We start from the raw sequence: 25,907 nt of genomic DNA on the forward strand, positions 1-25,907 counted from the left end.
TGCCGGGCTGATCGTCCGTCACTCTTCCCGTCTCGATGTTCCTGACCGCGCTCCGCAAATTCCTGAAGTTCCTGGGCTGGCTGCTGCTCCTGCTGGCGCTGCTGGCGGTGTGGGCGCTGCTGATCGAGCCGCGCTGGGTCGCGCGACGAGACTTGCCGGTGGAGGTCCCGCAGTGGCGTGGACCGCCGGGGCTGAAGGTGGTGGTGGCTTCGGACTGGCACATCGCGCACGAGTTCAAGCGCGTGATGACGATCGCGCGGGCCAATGCGATCGTCGACGAGATCAACGCCGCCCAGCCTGATGTGATCCTGCTGCCGGGCGACTTCATCTCGGGCCGGGGTGAGGACGGCACCACCGCGGCGGATGTCGCGGCCGTGCTTGGCCGGCTGAAGGCCACGCGCGGCGTCTACGCGGTGCTGGGCAATCACGACTGGTGGACCGACAGCAGCGGCTTCAATCGCGCGCTGCGCGCCGCGGGCATCACGGTGCTGCTCAACGAGGCCGTGCCGCTGCCGGGCACCTCGCTGTGGGTGGTAGGCATCGGCGACCGGACCTCGATGCAGAGCGACCCGACCCGCGCGATGCGCCAGCTGCCGCCGGGCGCGCAGGCGCTGACGCTGATGCACGATCCGGCGAGCGCGCGATCTTTCAAGCCGGCGCCGGGCCTGGCGGTGGCGGCGCACACGCACGGGGGCCAGGTCTGGATCCCCTTCTACGGCTCCGCCGTCGCGCCGCACGGCTGGCCCAACGACCAGACGCATGGCTGGGTCAACGTCAACGGACGGCCGGTCTACATCACCAGCGGCCTGGGCGTGAGCATCTACCCGGTGCGCTTCAACATGCGGCCCGAGTGGGTGATATTCACGATGGATGCGCCGAAGCGCGAGCGTTGAAGACGCCTCAGGCGGGCACGATCCGCACCTTCGGCCAGCGCTCGGCGTAGCGCTTCGATGCGGTGCGATCGTTGAAGTCGCGCACACTGGCCCGGGTTGGGTTGCGGCGCACGACCATGGCGAAGAGATCCTCCAGGCCATGCGGCGCGACCACCTGCGGGGCGTCCTCCGCATCGAGCCAGATACCGACCGAGGTCGCGTACTCCGGCCAGGTGCCAACGGCCTCCTCCAACGAGCGCAGCGGCGCGACCGCGTGCCCGAAGTAGGACTCGAACCACAGGTGGACGGCCGCCTGGTTGGTGACCTCCCAAGGCACGCCGGGATGCGCGGCGGCCAGGCGCCGCTGCAGCGCGGCATCTCGCTCAGGCGTCAGATCGCTCGCATCAAAGAACGCGACATCGACATCGGACAGCGCAGAAGGTCGCGTGTGGCCGCTCAGCGCGTCCCACACCGCATTGCGAATCGCGCCCGCGCCGATGCACCAGGACGGCAGTCCCAGGTCCCGCACGGCGCACAGCGCTTGCATGAGCCAGCCACAGTCGAGGACCATCTGCTTCAAGCGCCCTTCCAACGCCACTTCAACGTTCTCCATCGCCGCAGTGTCCATCATCCCGGAGCCCCCATTCAGAGGGAGATCGAGCCCCTCGAGAGCCGCATAGACTGCGCGGCATTTGCAAGTTCACAGGGGAATCCGGGAATGCAACGACGCGCACTGCTGCGACACGCCACGGCCTTCGGCCTCCTTGCCGGCTCCTCGCGCGCGCTCCTCGCGGCGCCCGCGGCCGCAGACCCCGCCGAATTCGCTGCGCCCTTCAATCGCCTGGTCCCCGCCCGTGTATCCGACGAGATCGTCCTGCGTCAGATCGACACCCGATCCGATGGCGTCAGCTGGCGTGAACTCCAGATCCCGCCGGCCACGACCGGCGCCAGCGCCACGGCCCGCACTGAACGCGTCTCCGTGCGCGACGGCGTGCGTGCCATGTACGCGCTGACGAGCGGCCAGCTCTTCGCCAATGTCAAGGTCGAGACCTCGATGCCCGGCCAGTTCGACCGCGACCGCGCCCTGTGCATCAAGGCGATGCGCAACCGGCACCAGGCCCAGGCGGCCACGGTGCAGGCCTGGCTCCCGCAGCAGTCCGCTGAGGTCCAGAGCCGTTTCGCACAGGCGCTCGAACCGGGCCGCGTGCCCTATGAACTGTCCGACGCCCGGGTGCGCGGCATCGACACGCTATGGGCCGGCGACAACCTCTTCGGGGCCAGCGCCTCGCCCGCGATGGTCCACTTCTTCCTCCCTCAAGAAGAAGCCATCGTGACTGCCTACCTGCTGAACCAGAAGGCCAGCGTCTTCAAGACCGCCGCCGACTTCCGCCGGCGCCGCGAGGCCTTCATCGACGGCTACGCCCAGGCGCTCGCCGACGCGATCCGCGCCCGCCGCGAGGGGTGAAATCCCTCCCTCGCGCGTGATAGCCTCGCGCCCCATGTCTCAAGACCCCACCGCCGCGGCGGCCGCGCACGACCCCGACCACGACGATGCCGCTCCCGACCGCGGCCGGGCCTCGCTGCCCGAGGTCCTGCTGCTGGCCAGCGTCTTCGTCATCGCCGCCTGCGGCCTGGTCTATGAACTCGCCGCAGGCGCGCTCGCGAGCTACCTGCTCGGCGACTCCGTCCTGCAGTTCTCGACCATCATCGGCGCCTACCTCTTCGCGATGGGCCTGGGCTCCTGGCTGTCGCGCTTCATCGACCGCCAGCTCATCGCGCACTTCCTGCGCCTGGAGCTGCTCGTGGGCGTCATCGGCGGGCTGATGCCCGCGGCGCTGTTCACCGCGCACAGCCTGCTACCCCCGTCCCAGGTCGCCGGCTTCCGCGTGCTGCTCTACGGCCTGGTGCTGTTGGTGGGCACGCTCGTCGGGCTGGAGATCCCGCTGGTGATGCGCATCCTCAAGCGCCACTTCCGCCAGCGCTACGCGCTCAAGGAACTCGTGTCGCAGGTGCTGACCTTCGACTACCTCGGCGCGCTGCTCGTGGCCGTGGCCTTCCCGCTGCTGCTGGTGCCCAACCTCGGGCTGGTGCGCACGGGGCTGTTCTTCGGCCTGCTCAATGTCGCCGTCGCGGTCTGGGCGCTGTGGATCTTCCGCGCCGAGCTGCGCACCTGGCGCTCGCACGCGCTCACCTGCGCCGTGTCCATCGCCTTGCTCACCGCCGCGATGATCGGCGCTGATCGGCTCAGCACCTGGGCTGAAGACCGCTTCTATGGCGAGCAGATCGTCTTCAAGGAAAGCAGCAGCTACCAGCGCATCGTCGTGACGCAGGGCGCTGGCGGCACGCGCCTGTTCCTCAACGGCAACCTGCAGTTCCACTCGCGCGACGAGTACCGCTATCACGAGGCGCTGGTCCATCCCGCCATGGCCGCGCAGGGCGCGCCGCGCAAGGTGCTGGTGCTGGGCGGCGGTGACGGCATGGCCGTGCGCGAGATCCTCCGCTACCCGTCGGTGCAGCAGGTCACGCTGGTGGAGCTGGATCCGCACATGACGCAGCTGTTCTCGACGATGCCGCTGCTGCGCCAGCTCAACCATGACGCGCTGCGAGATCCCAAGGTCCGCATCGTCAACACCGACGCCTTCGGCTGGCTGGAGACCACGGACGAGACCTTCGATGTCATCGTCATCGACTTCCCCGACCCCAGCAACTTCGCGCTGGGCAAGCTGTACACGGCCAGCTTCTACAAGCTGGTCGATCAGCACCTCAATGCCTCGGGCTTCGCGGTAGTGCAGTCGACCTCGCCGCTCGTGGCACCGCGTGCGTACTGGACCGTGGTCAAGACCATCGAGTCCGTCGGGTTCACCGCGACGCCCTATCACGCGCATGTGCCCAGCTTCGGCGAATGGGGCTACGTGCTGGCGGGCCGCCGGCCGTGGTCCATCCCGCGCAAGCTGCCGGAGGGCCTGCGCTTCCTGAGCATCGACGGCATGCCCGCCCTGCTGAACTTCCCGCCCGACATGGCGCGCCCCGAAGGGCTGGAAGTGAACCGGCTGTCCAACCAGGCGCTGGTCCACGAGTTCGAGCGCGAATGGGGCAAGCTGCATTGAAGCGTCGCGACCTGCTCACGGGCGCGCTGGCCGCCTCATTGCTGCCGATGCTGTCGGCCTGCGGGCGTGACGCGCGTCCCATCGCGGAGCGGCTCGCCGAGCGGCTCGGCGATCTGCCCGGCGGCTGGACCGGCGCGAACTGGGAGCGCGGTCATCGGCTGCGCGGCGCCCTGCCCACTTGGGCGGCGGCAGCGGAAACGCCGCGGCGCGCGCAGGTGCTGGTGCTGGGCGCCGGCATCGCGGGACTGGCCTGCGCGAGGCGGCTGCGCCTGAGCGGAGTGGACGTCGCGCTGCTGGATCTCGAGGACCAACCCGGTGGCAACAGCCGCGGCCATCGCATCGGTGCGGGCGAGACCCTCGGCGCGGGTTTGCGTTGCCCGCTCGGCGCGCATTACCTGCCCACGCCGGGACCCGAGGCGGTCGAGGTGCGCGCGCTGCTGGAGGATCTCGGGCTCGCGCGCCAGGAACACGGCCGCTGGGTCTTCGAAGAGCGCTGGCTCTGCCACAGCCCGCAGGAGCGGCTGTGGTGGCAGGACCAGTGGGTCGACGGGTTGCTGCCGCCGGCGGAGACGCCCGAGGTGCAGGCGCAGTACCACCGCTTCGGCGAGCTGGTCGATCAGGCGCGGCGCGAGGTGGGCTTCGCGATGCCGAGCACGCATCACGCGTGGACACCGGCGCATCAGGCGCTGGACGCGCAGACCTTCGCCGCGTGGCTGGAGGCGCAACAGCTCACCGCCGAGCCCTTGCGCTGGTATCTGGACTACTGCTGCCGCGACGACTACGGCGCGGATGCGTCTCAGGTGTCGGCCTGGGCGGGGCTGCATTACTTCGGCAGCCGGCATGGATTCATGAGCGGCGAGGAGCGCGAGGCCGTGCTGACATGGCCGCAGGGCAACGGGTGGTTGTCGGAACGGCTGGCCGCGCCGCTGGCCGACCGTTTCCACGGCGGGCGCACGGCGCTGCGCGTGCGCGAGGAACGTCATGGCGTGCAGGTGCTCGTCTGGAACGCGGACGCCGACACGGTGGAGCGCTGGGAGGCCGACCAGGTCGTGCTGGCGATGCCGCTGTTCATCGCCGCCCGCTTGCCCGAGCAGCCGCCGGCCGCGCTGACGGAAGCGGCTTCTGCGATGCGATATGCGCCGTGGCTGGTCGCCAACCTGCTGCTGGACGCGCCGCCGCTGGAGCGACTGGGCGCGCCGCTGTCCTGGGACAACGTGGCGTATGGCGGCGAGGCCTTGGGCTACGTGAACGCGGCGCAGCAGGACCTGGATCCGAGCCGAGGTCCGATGGTGCTGACGGCCTACCGCGCGCTGCGGGAATCGCAGCGCAAGGATCTGTTGCAGGACGACTGGCGCGCGTGGGCGGGCCGCGTGCTGGCCGATCTTGCGCCGATGCATCCGGACCTGCCGGAGCGGCTGCAGCGCATCGAACTGATGCGTTACGGCCACGCAATGAGCATCCCGCATCCGGGCTTGCGCGGGTCGGCGGCGCTGGCGGCGCTGCGCGAGCGCGCGCAGGGACGGCTGCATGTGGCGCACGCGGACCTCGCGGGCTACTCGGTGTTCGAGGAGGCGTTCACGCAGGGGGAGGTGGTGGCGGCGAGGATGCTGAAACGCGGGTGATCAGCCGGGTGCCGCAGGTCGAAGTTTTCAAACCGTGGATTCATCAGGCACAGTCCACCCCCACGGAGGACAAGTCGACATGAGAATCCTGACCCTGCTTGCCATGATCGCGACGCTGACCCTGACGGGTTGCGCCAGCAGCTACATCGCCCCCGGCGCCAAGGCCGACCTGCAGGCCTTCGCGCCCGCGTCGATCCAGGCCGGCTTCGCCGCCAAGCCGACCGCGCCCTTCCCCGCCGCGATCGCCGCGGTCCGCGTGCAGTCCTCGGGCTACGCCAACTACCACCTGCGTCAATCCGGCGGCGCGTACGGCGCTGGCCGCTACTCCGTCGTCACGACCCGCGAGGTTGAGAGCGACAGCCAGTTCGAACGCATCGCCCGCCTGCCGCAGGTCAGCGGCATCGTGGCCATCAACCGCATGCTGCTACCGCAGCAGCTCGACAGCGACAAGGAACTCCGCGAGGCCGCGGCGCGGCTGCAAGGCGACCTGCTGCTGATCTACACCTTCGACACCACCTTCTTCGACACCGACGCCGCGCGCCCGATCACGCTGTTGACGCTGGGCCTGGCGCCGACCAAGACCATCTACGTCACGACGACAGCCTCGGCCCTGCTGATGGACACGCGGACGGGCTATGTCTACTCGGCCTACGAGGCTACGAAGAAGTCGGAGACCTCCGCCAGCGCCTGGAGCAGCAACGAGAACGCCGACAAGGCCCGCCGCGCCAACGAGCAGGCGGCCTTCGATCAGCTCGTCGACCAGTTCGCCAACTCGTGGGACCAGCTCCTGGCGCGGCATCTGAAAAAGCCGGCGGGCTGACGCCGCTGGCAACGCCATCCAGTTGCTCGGGGATCACGGGAAGATCGCGTGCACGCCTCGATCCCGGATCATCCGAAGCAGCCTGAGCTCCGCGCCATGTGGAGCCCGGCCCAAGCCTTGCTCCCACCGCCGATAGCGCCGCGCAGTCGTGTTGAGCATCCTCGCGAGCGTGTACTCGTTGTACGAGGTCTGCTCGCGGATGGCGCGGAAGTCCTCGACGGTCAGCGGTTCCGGCGGCGGCATCGCCGCATGCTCGAGACGACACATCGCTTCATCGCTGAACGCTCCTCCAGCATGAAACTCCCGACTCATCCGGAGCATCTCTTCAATGAGCTCGTTCTTGCGCTTGCGCATCACAAATCGCCTCCTTCAAGTTGTTGCGTTTCACCATGACCTCCAAGCTTTCCGCCGAGCTTGCGATCAATTCCCTCGCGACTGCACGGCAGTACAGCAGGGTCTCCCGATCCACGTTTTCCATCGCGTTCTTGGCAAAGCCCTTGACGAAGAACCAAGGCCCACCTGGCCGGTTCGCGACGATCACGCGATAGCCGCCTCGCTTGCCAGCCCCGGATCGTGCGATCCGCTTCTTCACGAGGCCACTACCCAAATCTGCTTCTGATCAGGCCCCGTGCCATTTCGTCCACAGCGCGGCACAGGTCTCGCTCGCTCAAGACCTGCTTGCTCATCCATCGTTGAAACCCCGACACCAAGTAGACCGTCCCCGCCATGGCGACCCCCACGCACTGCGATGTCGATCAGTGCCAGGTCTTGTCCCGGCGAGACTCGCTCCGAAGTCGGCCTTCCGATGGGGGATGCGTCTCGGTCCTTGAGGTGACAGCCAGGCGCGCCATCCCTGCGCACAATGGGCGTCCTTCCCGTTGTTCCAGGTGACGCATGCCTCACGACCTCGACCAAGCCATCCTGCTCGCCCCGGCCGGCGGCCACCGATTCGCCGGCGCGACCTCGCCCGCCTACGCCAACATGGTCGGCCCCTTCGGCGGCACCACCAGCGCCGCGATGCTCAACGCGGCCCTGCTGCACCCGGAACGCCTGGGTGAGCCCATCGCGCTCACGGTCAACTTCTGCAGCCCGCTCGTCGATGGCAACTTCGAGATCGACGCGCTCCCGGCACGCACCAACCGCTCCACGCAGCATTGGGTCCTCGAGCTCCTGCAGGGCGGCGAGGTCGCCGCCACCGGCACCGCCGTCTTCGCGCAACGCCGCGACACCTGGTCCGCCCCCGAGGCGACGCTCCCCGCCGACGTCCCGCCCGCGGCCGGGCTGCCCTCACTGCCCAAGGTCGGCTTCCTGCCGGCCTGGGTGTCGCGCTACGACATGCGCTTCCTGCCCGGCTTCGCGCCCGGCCCCTTCGACGGCCAGGAGCAATCGCACTCCGTCAGCCGCTACTGGGTGCGCGACGAACCCGCACGGCCGATGGACTTCCCGTCCCTCGCCGCGATCTGCGACAGCTTCTTCCCGCGCATCTTCGTGCGACGCAGAAAACCCGGCGCCATCGGCACCGTCTCGTTGACGACCTACTTCCACGCGGACGCCGCGCTGCTCGCCGAGCAAGGCGACCGGCACGTGCTCGCGATGGCCCGGGCGCTGAACTTCCGCAATGGCTACTTCGACCAGACCGCCGAGGTCTGGAGCGACCACGGCCAGTTGCTGGCCTCCACGCATCAGATGGTCTATTTCAAGGAATGAGCTCAGCCGCCCGTCACGGGCGGGGAGATTCAACCGGCCATCACGGGCGGGAAGATTCAACCGCCCGTCACGGGCGGGAAGAAGGCGATCTCCGAGCCGTCGGCCACCGGCGTGTCCTCCGGCAGGATCTGCTGATTGAGCGCGCAGCGGATGGCCCGCCCGCGCGCCAGCGCCTCGGCATGGGCCGCGTCGCTCGCGATCAACGCGTCGCGCAGCGACCCCAGCGTCGCGCCCGCGTGATGCGCGATGCGCTCGTCGGTCCCCAGGGCTTCGCGCAGCGCGGCAAAGTAACGCACGGTGATCGTCATCTCAACATCCGCCCGAAGGCTCAGAACAAGTCGTTGAAGGGCAGGAAGCGCAGCACCTGCCCCGGCTCGACGGTCGCGCCCGGCGGCAGGTCGATCAGCCCGTCGGCCCAGGCCGCCGAGCTCATCACGCCTGAGCTCTGATTGCCGAAGAGCTGCAGCCCGCCCGCGTCGCTGAGCTTCGCGCGCAGGAACTCGCGGCGCTTGTCGGCCTTGGTCCAGGTGAACTCCGCCGGCAGCTGGAAGCCACGCGGCAAGAGCTGCGTCGCGCCCTGCAGGCGCAGCAGCACCGGGCGCACGAAGAGCAGGAAGGTCACGAAGCTCGACACCGGATTGCCCGGCAAGCCCATGAACCAGGTGCGTCCGCCCTGACTGGTCACCTCGCCGAAGGCCAGCGGCTTGCCCGGCTTGATCGCGATCTGCCAGAGGTCCAGCCGCCCCTCGCGCTCGAGCGCTGGCTTGAGGTGGTCCTCCTCGCCGACGGAGACCCCGCCCGAGCTCAGGATCAGGTCCGCGTCGCTGGCCGCGTCGCGCAACGCGGCGCGTGTGGCCTCCAGCGAGTCGGGCACGATGCCCAGGTCGCGCACCTCGCAGCCCATCGCCAGCAGCAGCGCGTGCAAGGTCGTGCGGTTGGAGTTGTAGATCTGACCCGGACCCAGCGGATGACCCGGCAGCACCAGTTCGTCGCCCGTCGAGAACAGCGCCACGCGCGGCCTCGCGGCCACGGTCAAGGTCGCGGCACCGGCCGTCGCGGCCAGTCCGAGCGAGGCCGCGTTCAGACGCGCCCCCGCGGTGAGCACCGTCTGACCGGTGCGCAGGTCCTCGCCCCGACGGCGAATGTGTTGGCCCGGGACCAGCGGCCCCAGGAGACGGACCTGCCCCAGTCCGGGCGCCGAGCCCGCGGCCGGTTCGGCGATCGCCTCGCATTGCTCCTGCATCAGCACGGAGTCCGCGCCCTCAGGCACCGTCGCGCCGGTGAAGATGCGCGCGGCCGTGCCCGGCTGCAAGGGCGTGGGCACGGAGCCCGCCGCCACGCGCTGCGAGAGGGGCAGCACCGCGCCCTCCCCGCCCAGCGCCGCGACGTCCGCCGCGCGCATCGCGTAGCCATCCATCGCGCTGTTGTCGTACGGCGGCACATCCAGCGGCGACGCCAGGTCCTGCGCCAGCACGCGCCCGCGCGCCAGCGGCGTCGACACCGGCTCGGTCCGCCCCAGCGGCGCGACCTGCGACAGCAGGCGTTCGAGCGCCTCCTCCATCGGCATCATCGGCGCGCGTGGCGCGGCCGGCATGGGGGTGGTCTCAGACATGCTCGACGATGAACTGCTTGACCTGATCGACCGAGACCGGCAGCACCGTCACGCGCTTGGGGCGCGATTCCAGGTCGGCCAGCGCGACGGGACGCGGCGGCACCAGGCCGAGCGCTTCCTCGATGGAGGCGGCGAACTTGGCCGGCAGCGCGGTCTCCAGCACCAGCATGGTCACGCCGGGCTGTCGCCGCGCCAGCGCGACCTTCAGGCCGTCCGCCGTGTGGGTGTCGATGACGACGCCGTACTGCGCGTGGCACTCCCGGATCGTCGCGATGCGGTCCTCATGGGTGCTGCGGCCCGAGACGAAGCCGTATTGCCCGGCGATGCGGGCGCGCTCCTCGGCGGTGATCTCGAAGAAGCCGCGCGTGGCCAGCTCCTCGCCGAACAGGCGCTTCACGCGCTCGCCGTCGCGCTCCAGCAGGTCGAACACGAAACGCTCGAAGTTGCTGGCCTTGGAGATGTCCATCGACGGGCTGGAGGTCTCCAGCGTGTGTTCGGCGCCGCGCGGGCGATAGACGCCGGTGCGGAAGAACTCGTCGAGCACGTCGTTCTCGTTGGTCGCGACGACCAGCTGGTCGATCGGCAAACCCATCATCCGGGCGACGTGCCCCGCGCAGACATTGCCGAAGTTGCCCGACGGCACGGTGAAGCTGACCCGTTCCGCGTCGCTCTTCGTGGCCTGGAAGTAGGCAGCGAAGTAGTAGACGACCTGCGCCAGCAGACGCGCCCAGTTGATCGAGTTGACCGTGCCGATGCGCTGGCCGCGCTTGAACGCGAGGTCGTTGGAGACGGCCTTGACGATGTCCTGGCAGTCGTCGAACACGCCCTGCACGGCGATGTTGTGGATGTTGGGGTCCTGCAGGCTGAACATCTGAGCCTGCTGGAACGGGCTCATGCGACCGTGCGGGCTTAGCATGAAGACCTGGATGCCGGCCTTGCCGCGCATCGCGTACTCGGCCGCGCTGCCGGTGTCGCCGGAGGTCGCGCCGAGGATGTTGAGCGTCTCGCCGCGGCGGCCGAGCTCGTACTCGAACAGCTGGCCGAGCAGCTGCATGGCCATGTCCTTGAAGGCGAGCGTCGGGCCGTTGGACAGGGCGACCAGCGCCAGGCCCGGCTCCAGCGGCTTGAGCGGCGTGATCTGCGGCGTGCCGAAGACGGCCTCGGTGTAGGTGCGCGCGGTGATCGCCTTCAGGTCGGCGGCGGGGATGTCGTCGATGTACAGCGACAGGATCTCGAACGCGAGTTCCGCGTAGGACAGGCCGCGCCAGCGCGCGAGCGTGGCGGCGTCAATCGTCGGATACGCGGTCGGCAGGTACAGCCCGCCATCGGGCGCCAGGCCCTCCAGCAGGATGTCGCAGAAGTGGCGCTCGGTCTTGTCGCCGCGGGTGCTGAGGTATTTCACGCCAGCTCTTCCTTGCGCAGCTTCACGATCGGCGCCAGCACCGTGTCCAGCGCCTGCATCTTCGCGAGCGCCACGCTCATGCGGCCCTCGCGCGTGTCGTGCGTCAGGATGATCAGGTCGGTCTGGCTCTCGCCCTCGGCCGATTCGCGCTGCAGCACCGCGTCGATGCTGATCTCGTGCTCGGCCAGGATCGTCGTGATGCGCGACAGCACCCCCGCCTGGTCCGCCACGCGCAGGCGCAGGTAGAACGCCGTCTGCACCTGATCCATCGGCAGGATCGGCGTGTCGTTCATCGCATCGGGCTGGAAGGCCAGGTGCGGCACGCGATGGTCCGGATCGGCCGTCGCCAGGCGCGTGATGTCCACCAGGTCGGCGATCACCGCCGAGGCCGTCGGCTCCGCGCCCGCGCCCTTGCCGTAATACAGCGTCGTGCCCACCGCGTCAGCCTGCACCAGCACCGCGTTCATCGCGCCCTCGACGTTGGCGATCAGCCGGCCCGCCGGGATCAGCGTCGGATGCACGCGCAGCTCGATGCCCTGCTCGCGGCGGCGCGCGATGCCCAGCAGCTTGATGCGATAACCCAGTTGCTCCGCGTACTTGATGTCCGTGGCCTGCAGCGCGGTGATGCCCTCGACATGGGCCTGCTCGAACTGCACCGGGATGCCGAACGCGATCGCGCCCATGATCGTGGCCTTGTGCGCCGCGTCCACGCCCTCGATGTCGAAGGTCGGATCCGCCTCCGCGTAACCCAGGCGCTGCGCCTCCTTGAGCACCGTGCCGAAGTCCAGTCCCTTGGAGCGCATCTCCGACAGGATGAAGTTGGTCGTGCCGTTGATGATCCCGGCGATCCACTCGATGCGGTTGGCCGTCAGGCCCTCGCGCAGCGCCTTGATGATCGGGATGCCGCCGGCCACCGCCGCCTCGAAGGCGACCATCACGCCCTTCTCGCGGGCCGCGGCGAAGATCTCGCTGCCATGCACCGCCAGCAGCGCCTTGTTGGCCGTGACCACGTGCTTGCCGGCCTTGATCGCGTCCAGCACCAGCGTGCGCGCGATGCCGTAACCGCCGATCAGCTCGACGACGATGTCGATCTCGGGATTGGCGATCACCTCGCGCGCGTCCGCCACCACCGGGCAGGCGTCGCCGACGATGCTGCGCGCGCGCTCGACGTCGAGGTCCGCCACCATCGCGATCTCGATGCCGCGGCCGGCGCGTCCGCGGATCTCCGCCTGGTTGCGGTTCAGCACGTGGAACGTGCCGCCACCGACGGTGCCAATGCCCAGCAGGCCAACTTTGATCGGGTTCATCGTCATGGGTCTTTCAGAAGATCGGGGGGTCAGCGTCCGTGGCGTTTGCGATAGGTCGCCAGGAAGCGCTCGATGCGGCCGACGGCGTCACGGAGATCGTCCGTGTTGGGCAGGAACACGAGCCGGAAATGATCGGGAGACTTCCAGTTGAAGCCCGTCCCCTGGACGATCAGCACCTTTTCCTCGGCCAGCAGCTCGTAGGCGAACTGCTGGTCGTCCTCGATCGGATAGATCTTGGGGTCGAGGCGGGGGAACATGTACAGCGCGGCCTTGGGCTTGACGACGCTCACGCCCGGGATCTGCGACAGCAGCTCGTAGGCGAGATCGCGTTGACGCGCCAGCCGGCCGCCCGGCGCCACCAGGTCCTTGATCGACTGGTAGCCGCCCAGGGCGGTCTGGATCGCGAGCTGCCCCGGCGTGTTCGCGCACAGGCGCATCGAGGCCAGCATGTTCAGCCCCGTGATGTAGTCCAGCGCATGGCGCTTGTCGCCCGAGACCACCATCCAGCCGGCGCGGTAGCCGCAGCTGCGGTAGTTCTTGGACAGGCCGTTGAAGGTCAGCGTCAGCACGTCGTCCGACAGCGCGGCGATGCTGGTGTGCACGTGGCCGTCGTACAGCGTCTTGTCGTAGATCTCGTCGGCCAGGATGATCAGCTGATGCTGGCGCGCGAGCTCGACGATCTCCCGCAGCAGCGGCTCGGGATACAGCGCCCCCGTCGGATTGTTCGGGTTGATCACGACAATCGCCTTGGTGCGCGGCGTGATCTTGGCCCGGATGTCGGCGATGTCGGGGAACCAGTCGCTGGACTCGTCGCAGACGTAATGCACCGGGTTGCCGCCAGAGAGCGCCACGGCGGCGGTATAGAGCGGGTAATCGGGCGCGGGCAGCAGGACCTCGTCGCCGTTGTCCAGCATCGCGTTCAGCGCCATCACGATCAGCTCGGACGCGCCGTTGCCCAGATAGACATCATCGACGGCCACGCCGCGGATGCCCTTCTCCTGACAGTAATGCACCACCGCCTTGCGCGGCGCGAACAGGCCCTTGGAATCCGTGTAGCCGGCCGCGTCGGGCAGGTTGCGGATCATGTCCTGGACAATCTCGTCAGGCGGCATCAGGCCGAAGGCGGCGATGTTGCCGATGTTCAGCTTGATGATCTTCTGCCCCTCTTCCTCCATCTGCCGGGCCTTGTCCAGCACGGGTCCGCGGATGTCGTAACAGACATTGGCCAATTTGCTGGACTTGGTGACGGTTCTCAAGATGGCTCCGGTCGAGGTTTCGGGGATTCCACAGGGGGAATGCCAGGGGAAAATCGGGAACCATCGATTTAAACACAGGGTTATCGCGGGTAATCGCACCGCCGCGCGGCGGCACCCTGCGTCGCTGCCAAAATCACCCTCAATGAAATTTCAACCCGACCAGCCGCTGGGCGGCAACATGATCTCCGCGCACGACCTGCACCACGTGTGGGTCAACGGCGTCGAGCAGGCGCACAGCGTGCTCGTTCCCTGGCAGGGGCAACCTGAGGCCTGGAACGTCCGGCGTTTCGAGGACCTCACCGAGGCCCACTTCGAACGCATCCTCGCGCTCAAGCCCGAACTGGTGATCTTCGGCAGCGGCTCGAAGATCCGGTTCGCGAGACCGGCGCTGTACCGGGGGCTGATCCAGGCACGCATCGGCATGGAAACCATGGACATCGGCGCGGCCTGCCGCACCTACAACGTGCTGGCCAGCGAAGGCCGGGCCGTGCTCGCGGCGCTGCTCATCGAGGCCTGAACGACGCGCCGACCACACCGCGTCGCCCGCCGCGGCGCGGGGTGCGACCGCGGCCGCGCACCTCTCTGAGGGAGCGCTCTGACTCGTCCATGTCAGCCCGGCCAGAGAAGGACCCATTCAACGTATAATCGCTGGCTATGCCCGCCCGGGCACATCTCTCTGAAGAACGCCACATGACGCCAGCGCTCAACAAACCCCTCCCGGATATTGAAGCTCTTGCCACGGGAGGCGTGAAGTTCACACCCCAAGCCTTCGTGGGCAAGGTCGTGGTGCTGTACTTCTACCCGAAGGACAACACCCCGGGCTGCACCACCGAGGCGATGCAGTTCCGCGACCATCACAAGGAATTCGTGAAGGCCGGCGCCGTCGTGCTGGGGGTCTCCCGCGACAACATGGCCTCGCACGACAAGTTCAAGCAGAACCTCGAGCTGCCTTTCGAACTGATCGCCGACACCGAGGAAAAACTTTGCCACATGTTCGGTGTGGTGAAGAACAAGATCATGTACGGCAAGAAAGTCAAAGGCATTGAACGCTCGACTTTCCTGATCGACGCCCAAGGCATCTTGCGCGAGGAATGGCGCGGGATCAAGGTCGCCGGTCACGTCGAGGAAGTCCTCAAGGCCGTCAAGGCCCTGAAGAAGGAAGCCGCCTGATCTTCTTTCGCCCGTCACGGGCGGACGCCGGGAGTTGTGCATAATCAGCCGCATGCCCCTGTGCCTGATCGCAGCGAATGAATCCCCGAAGACAAGCCGCACCGGTCCCGGTGCGGCTTTTTGTCTTCTGGGCGCCGCGCGCGAGTCCGGGCCCCGCGTTGCCGCCGATACCTCCGGCAGCGCCGCCGCCCGTCAGGCCCGGGGCATGACCCCTGGTCCGCATCGACCCAGGCTCATCAAGCAAGTCGTCCCACCCCGCACATGCCACTGCCCAAGCCTCCGACCAAGCGCGCCAGCCGCCTAGATTCCGATTCCTTCGCGACCAACCTGTCGCCCAGCAAACGTCCTCCCGCGCTCGAGGCCCCGTCCGCTCCGCTCGCTGCCTCGCGCGCCGAGACCCCCGTGCCCGCCGCCAGCGCGCCCGCGCCGACCTCGAGTCCCGTGAGCACGGCGAGCCCCGCGCCCGCGCGTCAGCGCACCGAGCCGGTGGAAGCCCGCGGCGGCAACTCGCCGTCGCTGGCGCTGGTCCCGCCCGCCTCGGACAAGACCCCGGCGAAGAAGGCCGCCCCGAGCCGCGCCAAGGCGCGCAAGACCGTCGGCGACCCGAAACTGTTCGTGCTCGACACCAACGTGCTGATGCACGACCCGATGTCGCTGTTCCGCTTCGAGGAACACGACATCTACCTGCCGATGATCACGCTCGAGGAGCTGGACGGCCACAAGAAGGGCATGACCGAGGTCGCCCGCAACGTGCGCCAGGTCAGCCGCGACCTGGACGCGCTGGCGGCCTCGCTCAAGTCGAGCTCCATCGAGGAGATGTCCAAGGGCCTGCCGCTGGACCAGACCGGTCACCGCGAGGCCGGCGGCAAGCTGTTCTTCCAGACCACGCTGTTCGAGACGCCGCTGCCGCAGGGCCTGCCCCAGGGCAAGGCCGACAACCAGATCCTGGGCGTCGTGCAGGCGCTCAAGGCGCAGCAACCCGGCCGCGAAGTCGTGCTGGTGTCCAAGGACATCAACATGCGCATCAAGGCCCGCGCGCTGGGCCTGCCGGCGGAGGATTACCGCAACGACAAGACGCTCGAGGACTCCGACCTGCTCTACACCGGCGTACAGGCGCTGCCGGCGGACTTCTGGGAGCGTCACGGCAAGACGATGGAGAGCTGGCAGCAAGGCGGCACCACGTTCTACCGGATCAGCGGTCCGCTGGTGCCCACGCTGCTGATCAATCAGCTGGTCTACCTGGAAGCGCCCGGCGCCGCGCCGCTGTACGCGAAGGTGCAGGAGATCACCGGCAAGACCGCCGTGCTGCGCACGCTCAAGGACTACGGCCACCAGAAGCATTCGGTGTGGGGCGTGGCCTCGCGCAACCGCGAGCAGAACTTCGCGCTGAACCTGCTGATGGATCCGGACTGCGACTTCGTCACGCTGACCGGCTCCGCCGGCACCGGCAAGACGCTGATGACGCTGGCCGCGGGCCTGTCGCAGGTGCTCGACGAGCGCCGCTACAGCGAGATCATCGTGACCCGCGTGACCGTGCCCGTCGGTGAGGACATCGGTTTCCTGCCCGGCACGGAAGAGGAAAAGATGGGCCCGTGGATGGGCGCGCTCGACGACAACCTGGAAGTGCTGGCGCGCGGCGACAGCACCGCCGGCGAGTGGGGTCGCGCGGCCACCAACGACCTGGTGCGCAGCAAGATCAAGATCAAGAGCCTGAACTTCATGCGCGGGCGCACGTTCCTGAACAAGTACGTGATCATCGACGAGGCGCAGAACCTGACGCCCAAGCAGATGAAGACGCTGATCACCCGCGCGGGCCCCGGCACGAAGATCGTCTGCCTGGGCAACCTGGCGCAGATCGACACGCCGTATCTGACCGAAGGCAGCTCGGGTCTGACCTTCGCGGTCGACAAGTTCAAGGGCTGGGCCCACAGCGGCCACGTCACGCTCGCGCGCGGCGAGCGCTCGCGGCTCGCGGACTTCGCGTCCGAGGTGCTCTGAGCGCCTCGCCCGCCCGGCGTCCTGCACGACAGAGCCACCCCTCGGGGTGGCTTTTCTCTTTTGGGGGAGGACGCTGTCAATCCTCCGGCGTCAGCCGGGATTGCGCGGTCTCCTCCGCGGCGCCTTCATCGCGGCGCAACTGGTAGAAGATGAACGCCGCCATCGCGGCCATCGCGCCCAGGGCCAGGTAGGTGCCATGGAAGGCCGGCACGATCGCCGCGCCCTCGGTGCGTGGAAGCCCGTGCGAGAACAGCAGCAGGAAGGCGCTGGACGTCGCCACGCCCAGGCTCATCGACAATTGCATCACCACCGCCAGCAGGCTGTTGCCCGCGCTGGCGGTGCGCTCGTCGAGGTCGCCCAGCGTCAGCGTGTTCATCGCGGTGAACTGCATGCTGTTGATCATGCCAAACAGACCGAGGTGGATCGCCAGCCACACGTGCCCGACCCCGCGCGGGATCAGCGCGAAGCTCGCGATCAGCACCCCGAGCAGCAGCGTGTTGACGATCAGCACCCGGCGGTAGCCAGCGCGCCGGATGAGCCGGATCGCCAGCGTCTTGGTGAACATCGCGCCCAGCACCGACGGGATCATCGACAGCCCCGCCTCGCTGGGCGAGAAGCCCAGGCCGACCTGCAGGAACAGCGGCGTGAGGAAAGGCGTGGCCCCGCTGCCCAGCCGCGCGAAGACGTTGCCCAGCAAGCCGATGCGGAAGGTCGGCACCGCGAAGAGCGCGGGCGAGAACAGCGGCTCGTCGCTGCGTGTCGCATGCAGCCAGTAGGCCATCATGCAGGCCACGCCCGCGACCAGCATCACGAAGCACACGGCCACGCTGACGACATGTTCGCCGAAGCCCTGGAGCGCCAGCGACAGCAGCATCAGCCCCACGCTGAACAGCCCGTAGCCGCCCCAGTCGAAACGCCGCCCGATTGGCCCCTTGATCTGCGGCATGTAGCGCCGGCACGCGAAGGCGCCGGCCAGCCCCACCGGCAGGTTGATCAGGAAGATCCAATGCCAGCTCGCGAATTCCACGAGCACCCCGCCCAGCGTCGGCCCGAGCAGCGGACCGACCAGCCCGGGCAGGCTGATGAAGGTCATCACGGTCAGGAACTCTCCCTTCGGGAAGGCGCGCAGCACCACCAGCCGCCCGACCGGCACCAGCAAGGCGCCGCCCACCCCTTGCACGACCCGCGCCGCCACCAGCACATGCAGGCTGGGCGAGACCGCGCATGCCAGCGACCCCAAACTGAACAGGCCGATCGCCCAAAGGAACACCGTGCGGGTGCCAAAGCGGTCCGCCAGCCACCCGGAAGCAGGGATCAGCAAGGCCACCGTCAGCAGGTAGGCCACGACCGCCGACTGCATCCGCAGCGGGTCCTCGCCCAGATCCTTCGCCATGCCGGGCAGCGCCGTGTTCAGGATCGTCGTGTCCAGCGTCTGCATGAAGAAGGCCAACGCGACCACCCACGGCAGCCAGCGCCGCGTCGCATCGTCCAGCCTCGGCCGCCCCAAGACATCGAGCGGCGTCGTCGAGGAGCCTGAGGACGAGGGCGATGGCGGCGGCGATGGCGGCGGGGTCTGGGCAGGCGGCATCCGCCAAGTATCGAACGGTGCCAGCGTAGGATGTGCGCCTATCGCGGCGTTCGATGGCCGCCAGATGTTCCATGCGCTTCTACGTCTCCGATCTCGACGGGACCCTGCTCGATCCGCAGGCCCAACTCTCGCCCGCGACCCGCGCGGGCCTCACCGAACTGCTGGCCGAAGGCCTGGCCTTCACCGTCGCCAGCGCCCGCCACGTGGTGTCGATCGCCCGCATCCTGGAAGGCCTGCCCATCTCGCTGCCCGTGGTGTCCTCCAACGGCGCCTACATCAGCGACCTGCGCACCGGCCGGCATGAACTGGTCAACGCCATGGAACCCTCACTGGGTCAGGCGATCTTCGCGCTGGTCCGCCGCCACGGCCTCATGCCTTTCATCGCCACCCACGGCCCCAAGGGCGATCAACTGTTCTGGCAAGACGTCCAGAACGAGGGCCAGCAACGCTTCGTCACCGAACGCCAGCGCAACGCCGATCCGCGACTGCGCCATGTCGAACGGATGCAGGACGAACTCGTCGATCCGCTCGTCACCATGCTCGTCGTCGGCCGCGCACCCGAACTCGAAGCCCTCCAGGCCGAGATCCTCGCCACCTGCGGCGACCTCGTCACCACCCACCTCGCCGAGGACATCTACATGCCAGGCTGGCCCTGGCTCAACATCCACGACCGGCGAGCGAGCAAGGATCAGGCGATCAAGACACTCGCCGAGCGCTACGCCCTGCATGAACGCGAACTCGTCGTCTTCGGCGACCAGGTCAACGACCTGTCCATGCTCAAGTCCGCGCATCACGCCATCGCCATGTCCAACGCCAGCGACGACGTCAAACAAGCCGCCCACCGCATCATCGGCTTCCACCACGAAGACGCCGTCGTCCACTTCATCCGCGACGATTGGCGGGCGTTGATGAAACGCTAACCCCCCTTTGACTGCGCTCCGTCACCCGCAGGGGGCCCGGGAGCCGCGCCCGATGCTCGCAGGTCCCGTCTCCCGGGCCCCCTGCGGGTGACTCCGATCTCGCTGTCTGCCTCGTGGTGCGTGCCGCCATCCGCATGCTGTGCGTCAGGGCTTGCCCGGCATCAGGTCACGAATCTGCTCCAGCGCGCCAGGATCATCCAGCGTGATCAGATCGCCCGGGTCCCGCTGCTCACACACCGCCTGGATCGCACGGCGCAACAACTTGCCCGAACGCGTCTTCGGAAGCAGCGTCACGAAACGCACCCGCGACGGCCTCGCCACCGCACCCAGTTGCTGATCCACGCGCTTGAGGATCTCGCCCTCCAGCGCCAATGCATCCGCCGGTGTCGCGGCCCGCGTCGGATCCTTCAGCACCGCGAAAGCCATCGCGACCTGACCCTTGAGCGCATCAGCCACACCCACCACCGCCACCTCCGCCACCGCGGCGTGTCCGGCAATGCACTCCTCGATCTCGCGCGTGCCTAACCGATGGCCCGCCACGTTGATCACGTCATCGCTGCGGCCCAGGATGAAGTAGTACCCGTCCTCATCGCGCAGCGCCCAGTCGAAGGTCGAGTACACCTGCTTGCCCGGCACGCTGGACCAGTAGGTGCGCACGAATCGCTCGTCATCGCGCCACACCGTCTGCATGCAGCCTGGCGGCAGCGGGAACGCAATGGCCAGCAAACCCTTCTGATTCGGCGCATCCAGCACCTCGCCGGTCCGCTCGTCCAGCAACTGCACCCGATACCCATACATCGGCACGCCCGGTGAGCCCCATTTCGGCTCGGCGCCCTCGCCGCCCTCCACACCCCGGGCCAGCGTCAGGATCGGCCAGCCGGTCTCCGTTTGCCAATAGTTGTCGATGACCGGCTTGCCCAGCGCGTCGGCGATCCAGCGCGCGGTCGGCTCATCCAACGGCTCGCCAGCCAGGAACAGCGCCCGCAGCGACGACAGGTCATGTCGCGTCAGGCAAGCCGGATCCTGCTTCTTGAGCACGCGCACCGCGGTGGGCGCGCTGAACATCACGCTCACGCGGTACTGCTCCACGAGCCGCCACCACACGGCGGCATCGGGGCTCACGGGCGTGCCCTCGTACATCAGCGTGGCCATGCCGGCGATGAGCGGCCCGTAGACGATGTAGCTGTGGCCGACCACCCACCCGATGTCGCTGGTGGAGAAGAAGGTCTCGCCCGCCCTTCCGTCGTAGATGTGCGCCATGCTCGCGGCCAGCGCCACCGCGTAGCCGCCGACATCGCGCTGCACGCCCTTGGGCTTGCCCGTCGTGCCGCTGGTGTAGAGCGTGTAGCTCACGGCCTCCGAGGGCAGCCACTCGCAGGGCACGCGCGTGCCGAGCAGCCGCGCGCGATGCGCGGCGTAGTCGAGGTCGCGCGCCGCGTCGCGCTCGAAGGCGCTCAACCCGCGATCGATCATCAGCACCTTGGCAGGCGGATGCGCCGCGAGCCGGATGGCCTCGTCCAGCAGCGGCTTGTAGGGCACCACGCGGCCATTGCGGCTGCCCGCGTCGGCGCTGACGATCAGCACGGGCTCCGCATCGTCGATGCGGTTGGCCAGCGCGTGGCTGGCGAAGCCGCCGAACACCACCGAATGGATCGCCCCGATCCGCGCGCAGGCCAGCATCGCGAACGCGGCTTCGGGAATCATCGGCAGATAGATCAGCACGCGATCTCCGACGCCCACGCCCTGCTCGCGCAGGATCGCGGCCATCGCTTCGACCTCGGCCTGCAGCTCCGCGAAGCGATAGACGCGCTCCTGGCCGACCTCGCTCGACACCCAGATCAGCGCGGCATCGTCGGGCCGCGTGGCCGCGTGACGGTCGACCGCGTTGTGGCACAGGTTCGTGCGTCCGCCGACGAACCAGCGCGCGAACGGCGGCCGGCTCGCATCGCAGACCTGATCGAAGGGGCGCTCCCAGTCGATGAGGCGAGCCTGCTCGGTCCAGAAGCCGTCGGGATCGCCCATCGAGCGCTCGTACATCGCCGCGTAACTTGACGTCATCTTGATCTCCTCGGTCGTTCGCGTCCGCCCTGAGCGGGTCTTGCGCGAATTACGCACGGATCCTCGCACCAGGAGCTTTTCTGAAACTTTCGTTCACAACGATTCGAGGGGGTGCTGTGGTCCAATCCGGGTTTTTCCTGGGACCGGTCTCGTGGCCACGCCCGGACTTTCCCTAGGCAAGCGCCGCCCTGCGGGCATTCGCGCTTGACCGGTACGGAGATGGTGCCTAGTCTCCGCGCCCAACAACGATGAGAACTGTTCGCTCTTCCCGCTCTGCTCCCCCTCGCAAGTCGCTCCAGCGCGCCATGGCCGCACTGGGGCTGATCTGCGCCGTGGCCAGCAGCAGTTGCTGGGCGCAACAGTCGACCTCGTCCACCAACGACAAGCCCGCCGTCAAGGCCGCGACGGCCAAGTCCGCGCAGAAATCCGCCAGCAAGCCGGTCGCGAAGAAGACCGCCGAGCCGAAGAACAGCAAGTCGTCGAAGGACGCGAAGAACACGAAGTCCGCGGCCAAGGGCAAGGCGTCCAAGGCTGACGAGGACAAGGTCGCCGCAGCCGATGCCGTCGTCGAGAAGACCGCGGACAAGGCGGGCTCGGCAAAACCCGACACCAAGGTCGCTGACCGGTCCGCGGACAAGCCGGTCGAGAAGACCGCCGACAAGTCCACCACCGCCAAGACCGACGTCGCGCCGCCCGCCGGCACGATGATGGGCGCCTACGGCCAGAGCCTGATGCGTCCGAGCGCGAGCACCACGGCCGCCGTCACGACGGTCGCCGCCGCCGGCACCGCTGCGACGCTGGTGGCTGCCACGCAGAACGCGCCCGCCGCGACGCCGGTCCCGTCGACCGCGTCCGCCCTGCCCCCGACGGCGCTGATGGGTGCAGCCGCGGGCAATGCCAACGCCAGCGATGCCGTCACGCGTTTCCTGCAGCAGCGCGGCATCGTCGCGCAGGCGCAGACCGGTGCGGAACCGTCGTCGCCCGGCCTGCTGAACAAGGTGCGCGACAACGCGTCCGACCTGGTGCTGTCGGCGATGAACTTCCTGGGCGTCCCGTACAAGCGGGGCGGCAACTCGGTCAACAACGGCTTCGACTGCAGCGGCTTCACGCGTCACATCTTCGAGATGAGCGTGGGCCTGGTGCTCCCCCGCCGTGCCGACGAGCAGGCCAAGCTGTCCAGCCTGGTGCCGATCAAGAAGGAAGACCTCAAGCCGGGCGACCTGGTCTTCTTCAACACGATGCGCGCGACGTTCTCGCACGTCGGCATCTATGTCGGCGAGGGCAAGTTCATCCACTCGCCGCGCGTCGGCGGCGCCGTGCGTGTCGAGGACATGCGCGAGGCCTACTGGGCCAAGCGTTTCACCGGTGCGCGCCGCGCCGACCTGAACCAGACGCCGGGCACCTGACCCCGCGCTGCCGGCGCCCCTCGCGCGCCGGCCCATCCGCAGACAAGCCCTGACATGCCGGGTCATCGAACCCGGCTATGCTGCGCCCCAGCGCCGCCCGCCGCGATCCTCCGCGAGCCACCTTGTCCGCCGTCCTCGATCCCGCCCAGACTCCGCTGCACCGCGCCCCCGACCAGATGGGGCAGGCCCTGTTGCTGGCCGTGCTGCTGCACGTGCTGCTGCTGCTGGCGGTTGGCAACGCGCCGGGTGGCTCGGCCAAGCCGGGCGAAGGCGCCTGGGGGCCGCTGAACGTGCGCCTGCAGGGCGATCGATTCGAGCCAGGATCCGGCGAACCGGCGACCGTGCTGCCCGAGCGCGGCCCGCCCGGCGACGCGAAGCAGCCGCGCTTCGGCGGCACCGTGCGGGAGCAGCCGCCCACGCCCGAGGAACTGAAGACCCCGGGCGCGGCGCGTCAGGGCCAATGGCGCCAGCAGACCGGCGATGAGCTGATCGGCGACATCGCCGAGGAACGCAGCGCGCCGCCGGAGCCCGCACCGGCCAAACCGACGCCGAAGCCGACGCCCAGACCGGCAACGACGCCCACGCCCAAGCCCACCCCTGCGCTCAAACCAGCGCCGACGCCCTCGCCGATTCCCGCGGCCGAGGCGCCGCCTGCCGCGCCGGAGGTGACGACGCTGACCACGCCGACCGAGTCGTCGGTGACCGCGCCGACGCGGATCGCGCCATCACGGGATGCGGCGCCTGTCCGTCCGACGCTGCCTTCCGAGGGCCTGCAGGCCCCCTCCTCGGAGTTGAACCTGCCGGAGCGGCCCGCGCCGATGCTCAGCGAGACGCCGACGACCGTGCGCCGCCTGGACCGCGCCCCGATCGAGCGCACCGTCACGCCCCCGATGCCCAACGAGCTGAAGGCGCCGGCCGAATTGCCGCCGCTGACGCCCGTGGCGCCGGCGCCCACGCCAGCTCCCGCACCCGTGCCAAGCCCGGCACCTGCGCCCAAGCCCCTGGCCGCACCGCCGGCGCCGGCGCCGACACCTACACCGCAAGTCACGCCTGCGCCTCCCGCGGCGACACCCGCGCCTACGCCAGCGCCGAGGCCGCAAGCGGCCCCGACCACGACGCCGCCGACGCCGCAACCGCGCGTGGCACCGACGCCCTCGGCGGCGCCGGCCAACCGGATCTCGCTGGACGGCTCGAGCTCACCGACGTCGACGCAGCCCAGCGTCGGCGCGCCGGACGCGGGCGCGCGGGTCGGTCACGACGTGGCGACGCCGGCATCCACGCCACCCAACGCGCCCAAGCTCAATCTCGACCTGAATCCGTCGCGCGGTCCGATGCGGCCGAAGGGCGCTTCGTCGGGGCTGATCCAGGCGGTGCCCAAGCCGCCGGAGGACAAGGATCCGCTGGCCGAGGAAATGCGCAAGGCGGGCCAGCAGGACTGCCGCAAGGCCTATGCGGACAAGGGGCTGCTGGCGGTGGTGCCGCTGGTCCGCGACGCGGCACGCGACAAGGGCTGCCGCTGGTGATGGCCTGAAGGCTCGGCGGGGCCTTCGCGTTGTGCGATTCCCGCGTCAGTTCCCTCTGGAGAACGGCCGCGCGTGAAATCTCTGCTATAGTCCGAGTCTTCGTTGGGGGGGTAGCTCAGCTGGGAGAGCGTCGCGTTCGCAATGCGAAGGTCGGGAGTTCGATCCTCCTCCTCTCCACCAACAAATCCGAAAGGGGTCGCACCGCAAGGCGCGACCCCTTTCTCTTTCTGCGGCTCAGCCCTCCACGCCGATCACCGCACCACGCCAGCCCGCTCCAGCATCGCGTGCAGCAGCACGTTGCAGCCGGCCGTGATGTGCTCGGGCTTGGCGTCCTCGTTCTCGTTGTGGCTGATGCCGTCCTTGCAGGGGATGAAGATCATCCCGGCCGGCGCCAGCCTCGCCATGTAGACCGCGTCATGCCCCGCGCCCGACACCGCCGGCATGTGCGAGTAACCCAGCTTCTCCGCCGCGCGCCCCACCGCCTCGACGCAGTCCGGATGGAAGCCGATCGCCGAGTAGCTCGACACCAGCTCGATCCCCACCTCCACCCCGTGCTCGCGCGCCACCCGCGCGGCGAAGGCCTTCACCTCGTCGGCCATCTGATCGACCAGCGCGTCCGTCGCGTTGCGCAGGTCGATGCTGAACTTCACCCGGCCCGGGATCACGTTGCGGCTGTTCGGGAACACCTGCACCATGCCCACCGTCCCGCGCCCGTGCGGCGGATGCCGATGCGCGGCTTCCACCACGTCCTGCATGATCCGCGTCGCGGCCAGCAGCGCATCCTTGCGCAGCGCCATCGGCGTCGGCCCCGCGTGCGCCTCCATGCCGGTGACCGTGCAATCGAACCAGCGGATGCCCAGCACGCCCTGCACCACGCCAATCACCTTGTCGTTGTCCTCCAGCACCGGCCCCTGCTCGATGTGGGTCTCGAAGTAGGCCCCCATCGGATGATCGCCGGGCTCCTGCTCGCCGATGTAGCCGATGCGCGCGAGCTCGTCGCGCACCGTCTTGCCCTCGACATCGGTCGCCGCATACGCGTGTTCCAGCGTGAAGGCCTTGGCGAAGACCCCCGAGCCCATCATCACCGGCACGAAGCGCGAGCCCTCCTCGTTGGTCCAGAACGCGACCTCGATTGGCGCTTTCGTCTCGATGCCGTGATCGTTGAGCGTGCGCACCACTTCCAGCCCCGCGAGCACGCCATAGTTCCCATCGAACTTCCCGCCGGTGGGCTGGGTGTCGATGTGACTGCCCGTCATGATCGGCGGCAGCGCGTTGTTGCGCCCCGGCCGCCGCATGAAGCCGTTGCCGATCTTGTCGATGGTGACCGTCATGCCGGCCTCGCGCGCCCAGCGCGTGACCAGGTCCCGCCCCTCGCGATCAAGGTCAGTCAGCGTCAGCCGGCACACGCCGCCCTTGGGCGTGGCGCCAATGCGGGCCAGCGCCATCAGCGACTCCCAGAGCCGATCCCCATTGATGCGCAGCCCGTCCAGTGAGGTCGAGGCCGAGGTCGTGGTCGTGGTCTTCATGTCCATCACCGAC

The 25,907-nt window shown here is 68.7% G+C and carries 23 protein-coding genes and 1 tRNA gene; 13 read left to right on the top strand and 11 right to left on the bottom strand.

The genetic code is table 11. The features are described from left to right. Positions 1-35 precede the first annotated feature (35 nt). The gene (locus tag ACNI65_RS12745) at positions 36-893 is read left to right on the top strand and encodes a metallophosphoesterase (RefSeq protein WP_416763452.1); all 858 of its coding nucleotides are present in this window, start codon (positions 36-38) and stop codon (positions 891-893) included. Positions 894-900: 7 nt separating this feature from the next. Here ACNI65_RS12745 and ACNI65_RS12750 read toward each other — a convergent pair whose 3' ends face one another. Next, on the bottom strand, positions 901-1,485 hold the full coding sequence (locus ACNI65_RS12750; RefSeq protein WP_416763453.1) for a nucleotidyltransferase family protein: 585 nt from the start codon (positions 1,483-1,485) through the stop codon (positions 901-903). Positions 1,486-1,590: 105 nt separating this feature from the next. Between ACNI65_RS12750 and ACNI65_RS12755 the strand changes: the two genes are divergently transcribed. The 4 genes from ACNI65_RS12755 to ACNI65_RS12770 all read left to right on the top strand — a co-directional run bounded on the left by ACNI65_RS12755 (position 1,591) and on the right by ACNI65_RS12770 (position 6,421). Beyond that, positions 1,591-2,337, top strand: a complete 747-nt coding sequence (locus ACNI65_RS12755) for a hypothetical protein (protein ID WP_416763454.1) — start codon at positions 1,591-1,593, stop codon at positions 2,335-2,337. A gap of 34 nt (positions 2,338-2,371) precedes the next feature. Next, a complete protein-coding gene (locus tag ACNI65_RS12760; RefSeq protein ID WP_416763455.1) occupies positions 2,372-3,979 on the top strand; it encodes a polyamine aminopropyltransferase in 1,608 nt (535 codons plus the stop codon). After that, positions 3,976-5,601: a flavin monoamine oxidase family protein gene (locus ACNI65_RS12765; protein WP_416763456.1), complete on the top strand. Its 1,626-nt coding sequence runs from the start codon at positions 3,976-3,978 to the stop codon at positions 5,599-5,601. The genes ACNI65_RS12760 and ACNI65_RS12765 overlap by 4 nt, the downstream gene beginning before the upstream one ends. 79 nt (positions 5,602-5,680) lie before the next feature. Then, complete coding sequence (locus ACNI65_RS12770) at positions 5,681-6,421, top strand: hypothetical protein (RefSeq protein ID WP_416763457.1); 741 nt, start codon at positions 5,681-5,683, stop codon at positions 6,419-6,421. Between the two features lie 33 nt (positions 6,422-6,454). Here ACNI65_RS12770 and ACNI65_RS12775 read toward each other — a convergent pair whose 3' ends face one another. Both ACNI65_RS12775 and ACNI65_RS12780 read right to left on the bottom strand, forming a co-directional pair. Further along, on the bottom strand, positions 6,455-6,775 hold the full coding sequence (locus ACNI65_RS12775) for a helix-turn-helix domain-containing protein (RefSeq protein ID WP_416763458.1): 321 nt from the start codon (positions 6,773-6,775) through the stop codon (positions 6,455-6,457). Beyond that, entirely contained in the window at positions 6,747-7,028 is a 282-nt protein-coding gene (locus ACNI65_RS12780; RefSeq protein WP_416763459.1) for a type II toxin-antitoxin system RelE/ParE family toxin, read from the bottom strand. Before ACNI65_RS12780 ends, ACNI65_RS12775 begins: the two co-directional genes overlap by 29 nt. 287 nt (positions 7,029-7,315) lie before the next feature. On the opposite strand from ACNI65_RS12780, the gene ACNI65_RS12785 reads away from it, so the two are divergent. Continuing rightward, entirely contained in the window at positions 7,316-8,128 is an 813-nt protein-coding gene (locus ACNI65_RS12785) for an acyl-CoA thioesterase (RefSeq protein ID WP_416763460.1), read from the top strand. A 56-nt stretch (positions 8,129-8,184) separates the two neighbouring features. Here ACNI65_RS12785 and moaD read toward each other — a convergent pair whose 3' ends face one another. From moaD to ACNI65_RS12810, 5 genes are read right to left on the bottom strand one after another with little or no spacing between them, the layout of a single operon-like run. Continuing rightward, positions 8,185-8,436 carry a molybdopterin converting factor subunit 1 gene (gene moaD, locus ACNI65_RS12790; RefSeq protein WP_416763461.1) on the bottom strand — a complete coding sequence of 84 codons (252 nt, stop codon included), beginning with the start codon at positions 8,434-8,436 and terminating at the stop codon, positions 8,185-8,187. 20 nt (positions 8,437-8,456) lie between these two features. Continuing rightward, positions 8,457-9,740 carry a gephyrin-like molybdotransferase Glp gene (gene glp, locus ACNI65_RS12795; RefSeq protein ID WP_416763462.1) on the bottom strand — a complete coding sequence of 428 codons (1,284 nt, stop codon included), beginning with the start codon at positions 9,738-9,740 and terminating at the stop codon, positions 8,457-8,459. Beyond that, positions 9,733-11,142 (bottom strand): threonine synthase, encoded by a 1,410-nt coding sequence (thrC, locus tag ACNI65_RS12800; protein ID WP_416763463.1) that lies wholly within the window; start codon positions 11,140-11,142, stop codon positions 9,733-9,735. Before thrC ends, glp begins: the two co-directional genes overlap by 8 nt. After that, on the bottom strand, positions 11,139-12,449 hold the full coding sequence (locus tag ACNI65_RS12805; protein WP_416763464.1) for a homoserine dehydrogenase: 1,311 nt from the start codon (positions 12,447-12,449) through the stop codon (positions 11,139-11,141). The genes thrC and ACNI65_RS12805 overlap by 4 nt, the downstream gene beginning before the upstream one ends. A gap of 29 nt (positions 12,450-12,478) precedes the next feature. Beyond that, entirely contained in the window at positions 12,479-13,705 is a 1,227-nt protein-coding gene (locus ACNI65_RS12810; protein ID WP_416763465.1) for a pyridoxal phosphate-dependent aminotransferase, read from the bottom strand. Between the two features lie 142 nt (positions 13,706-13,847). Here ACNI65_RS12810 and ACNI65_RS12815 point away from each other — a divergent pair, with 142 nt between their 5' ends. The 3 genes from ACNI65_RS12815 to ACNI65_RS12825 all read left to right on the top strand — a co-directional run bounded on the left by ACNI65_RS12815 (position 13,848) and on the right by ACNI65_RS12825 (position 16,873). Further along, on the top strand, positions 13,848-14,222 hold the full coding sequence (locus tag ACNI65_RS12815; protein ID WP_416763466.1) for an Mth938-like domain-containing protein: 375 nt from the start codon (positions 13,848-13,850) through the stop codon (positions 14,220-14,222). Positions 14,223-14,395: 173 nt separating this feature from the next. Further along, positions 14,396-14,875, top strand: a complete 480-nt coding sequence (locus ACNI65_RS12820) for a peroxiredoxin (protein WP_416763467.1) — start codon at positions 14,396-14,398, stop codon at positions 14,873-14,875. 261 nt (positions 14,876-15,136) lie between these two features. Beyond that, positions 15,137-16,873, top strand: coding sequence for a PhoH family protein (locus tag ACNI65_RS12825; RefSeq protein WP_416763468.1), 1,737 nt, complete (start codon positions 15,137-15,139; stop codon positions 16,871-16,873). A gap of 76 nt (positions 16,874-16,949) precedes the next feature. On the opposite strand, the gene mdtD is transcribed toward ACNI65_RS12825, so the two are convergent. Further along, positions 16,950-18,461 (bottom strand): multidrug transporter subunit MdtD, encoded by a 1,512-nt coding sequence (gene mdtD, locus ACNI65_RS12830; protein ID WP_416763469.1) that lies wholly within the window; start codon positions 18,459-18,461, stop codon positions 16,950-16,952. A gap of 53 nt (positions 18,462-18,514) precedes the next feature. Here mdtD and ACNI65_RS12835 point away from each other — a divergent pair, with 53 nt between their 5' ends. Further along, positions 18,515-19,381: an HAD family hydrolase gene (locus ACNI65_RS12835; protein WP_416763470.1), complete on the top strand. Its 867-nt coding sequence runs from the start codon at positions 18,515-18,517 to the stop codon at positions 19,379-19,381. A 144-nt stretch (positions 19,382-19,525) separates the two neighbouring features. Here ACNI65_RS12835 and ACNI65_RS12840 read toward each other — a convergent pair whose 3' ends face one another. Next, positions 19,526-21,439, bottom strand: coding sequence for a propionate--CoA ligase (locus ACNI65_RS12840; protein ID WP_416763471.1), 1,914 nt, complete (start codon positions 21,437-21,439; stop codon positions 19,526-19,528). Positions 21,440-21,744: 305 nt separating this feature from the next. Between ACNI65_RS12840 and ACNI65_RS12845 the strand changes: the two genes are divergently transcribed. The 3 genes from ACNI65_RS12845 (at position 21,745) to ACNI65_RS12855 (ending at position 24,548) form a co-directional block, all read left to right on the top strand. Next, complete coding sequence (locus tag ACNI65_RS12845) at positions 21,745-22,845, top strand: NlpC/P60 family protein (RefSeq protein WP_416763472.1); 1,101 nt, start codon at positions 21,745-21,747, stop codon at positions 22,843-22,845. Between the two features lie 122 nt (positions 22,846-22,967). Next, positions 22,968-24,368, top strand: a complete 1,401-nt coding sequence (locus ACNI65_RS12850) for a hypothetical protein (protein WP_416763473.1) — start codon at positions 22,968-22,970, stop codon at positions 24,366-24,368. Between the two features lie 104 nt (positions 24,369-24,472). Beyond that, positions 24,473-24,548: transfer RNA gene (locus ACNI65_RS12855), tRNA-Ala, on the top strand. Positions 24,549-24,619: 71 nt separating this feature from the next. Here the strand turns inward: ACNI65_RS12855 and ACNI65_RS12860 are convergent. Continuing rightward, positions 24,620-25,900 carry a Zn-dependent hydrolase gene (locus ACNI65_RS12860; RefSeq protein WP_416763474.1) on the bottom strand — a complete coding sequence of 427 codons (1,281 nt, stop codon included), beginning with the start codon at positions 25,898-25,900 and terminating at the stop codon, positions 24,620-24,622. Between the last annotated feature and the right edge of the window lie 7 nt (positions 25,901-25,907).

The organism is Roseateles sp. So40a (assembly GCF_048081605.1).
Taxonomy (GTDB): Bacteria; Pseudomonadota; Gammaproteobacteria; order Burkholderiales; family Burkholderiaceae_C; genus Roseateles.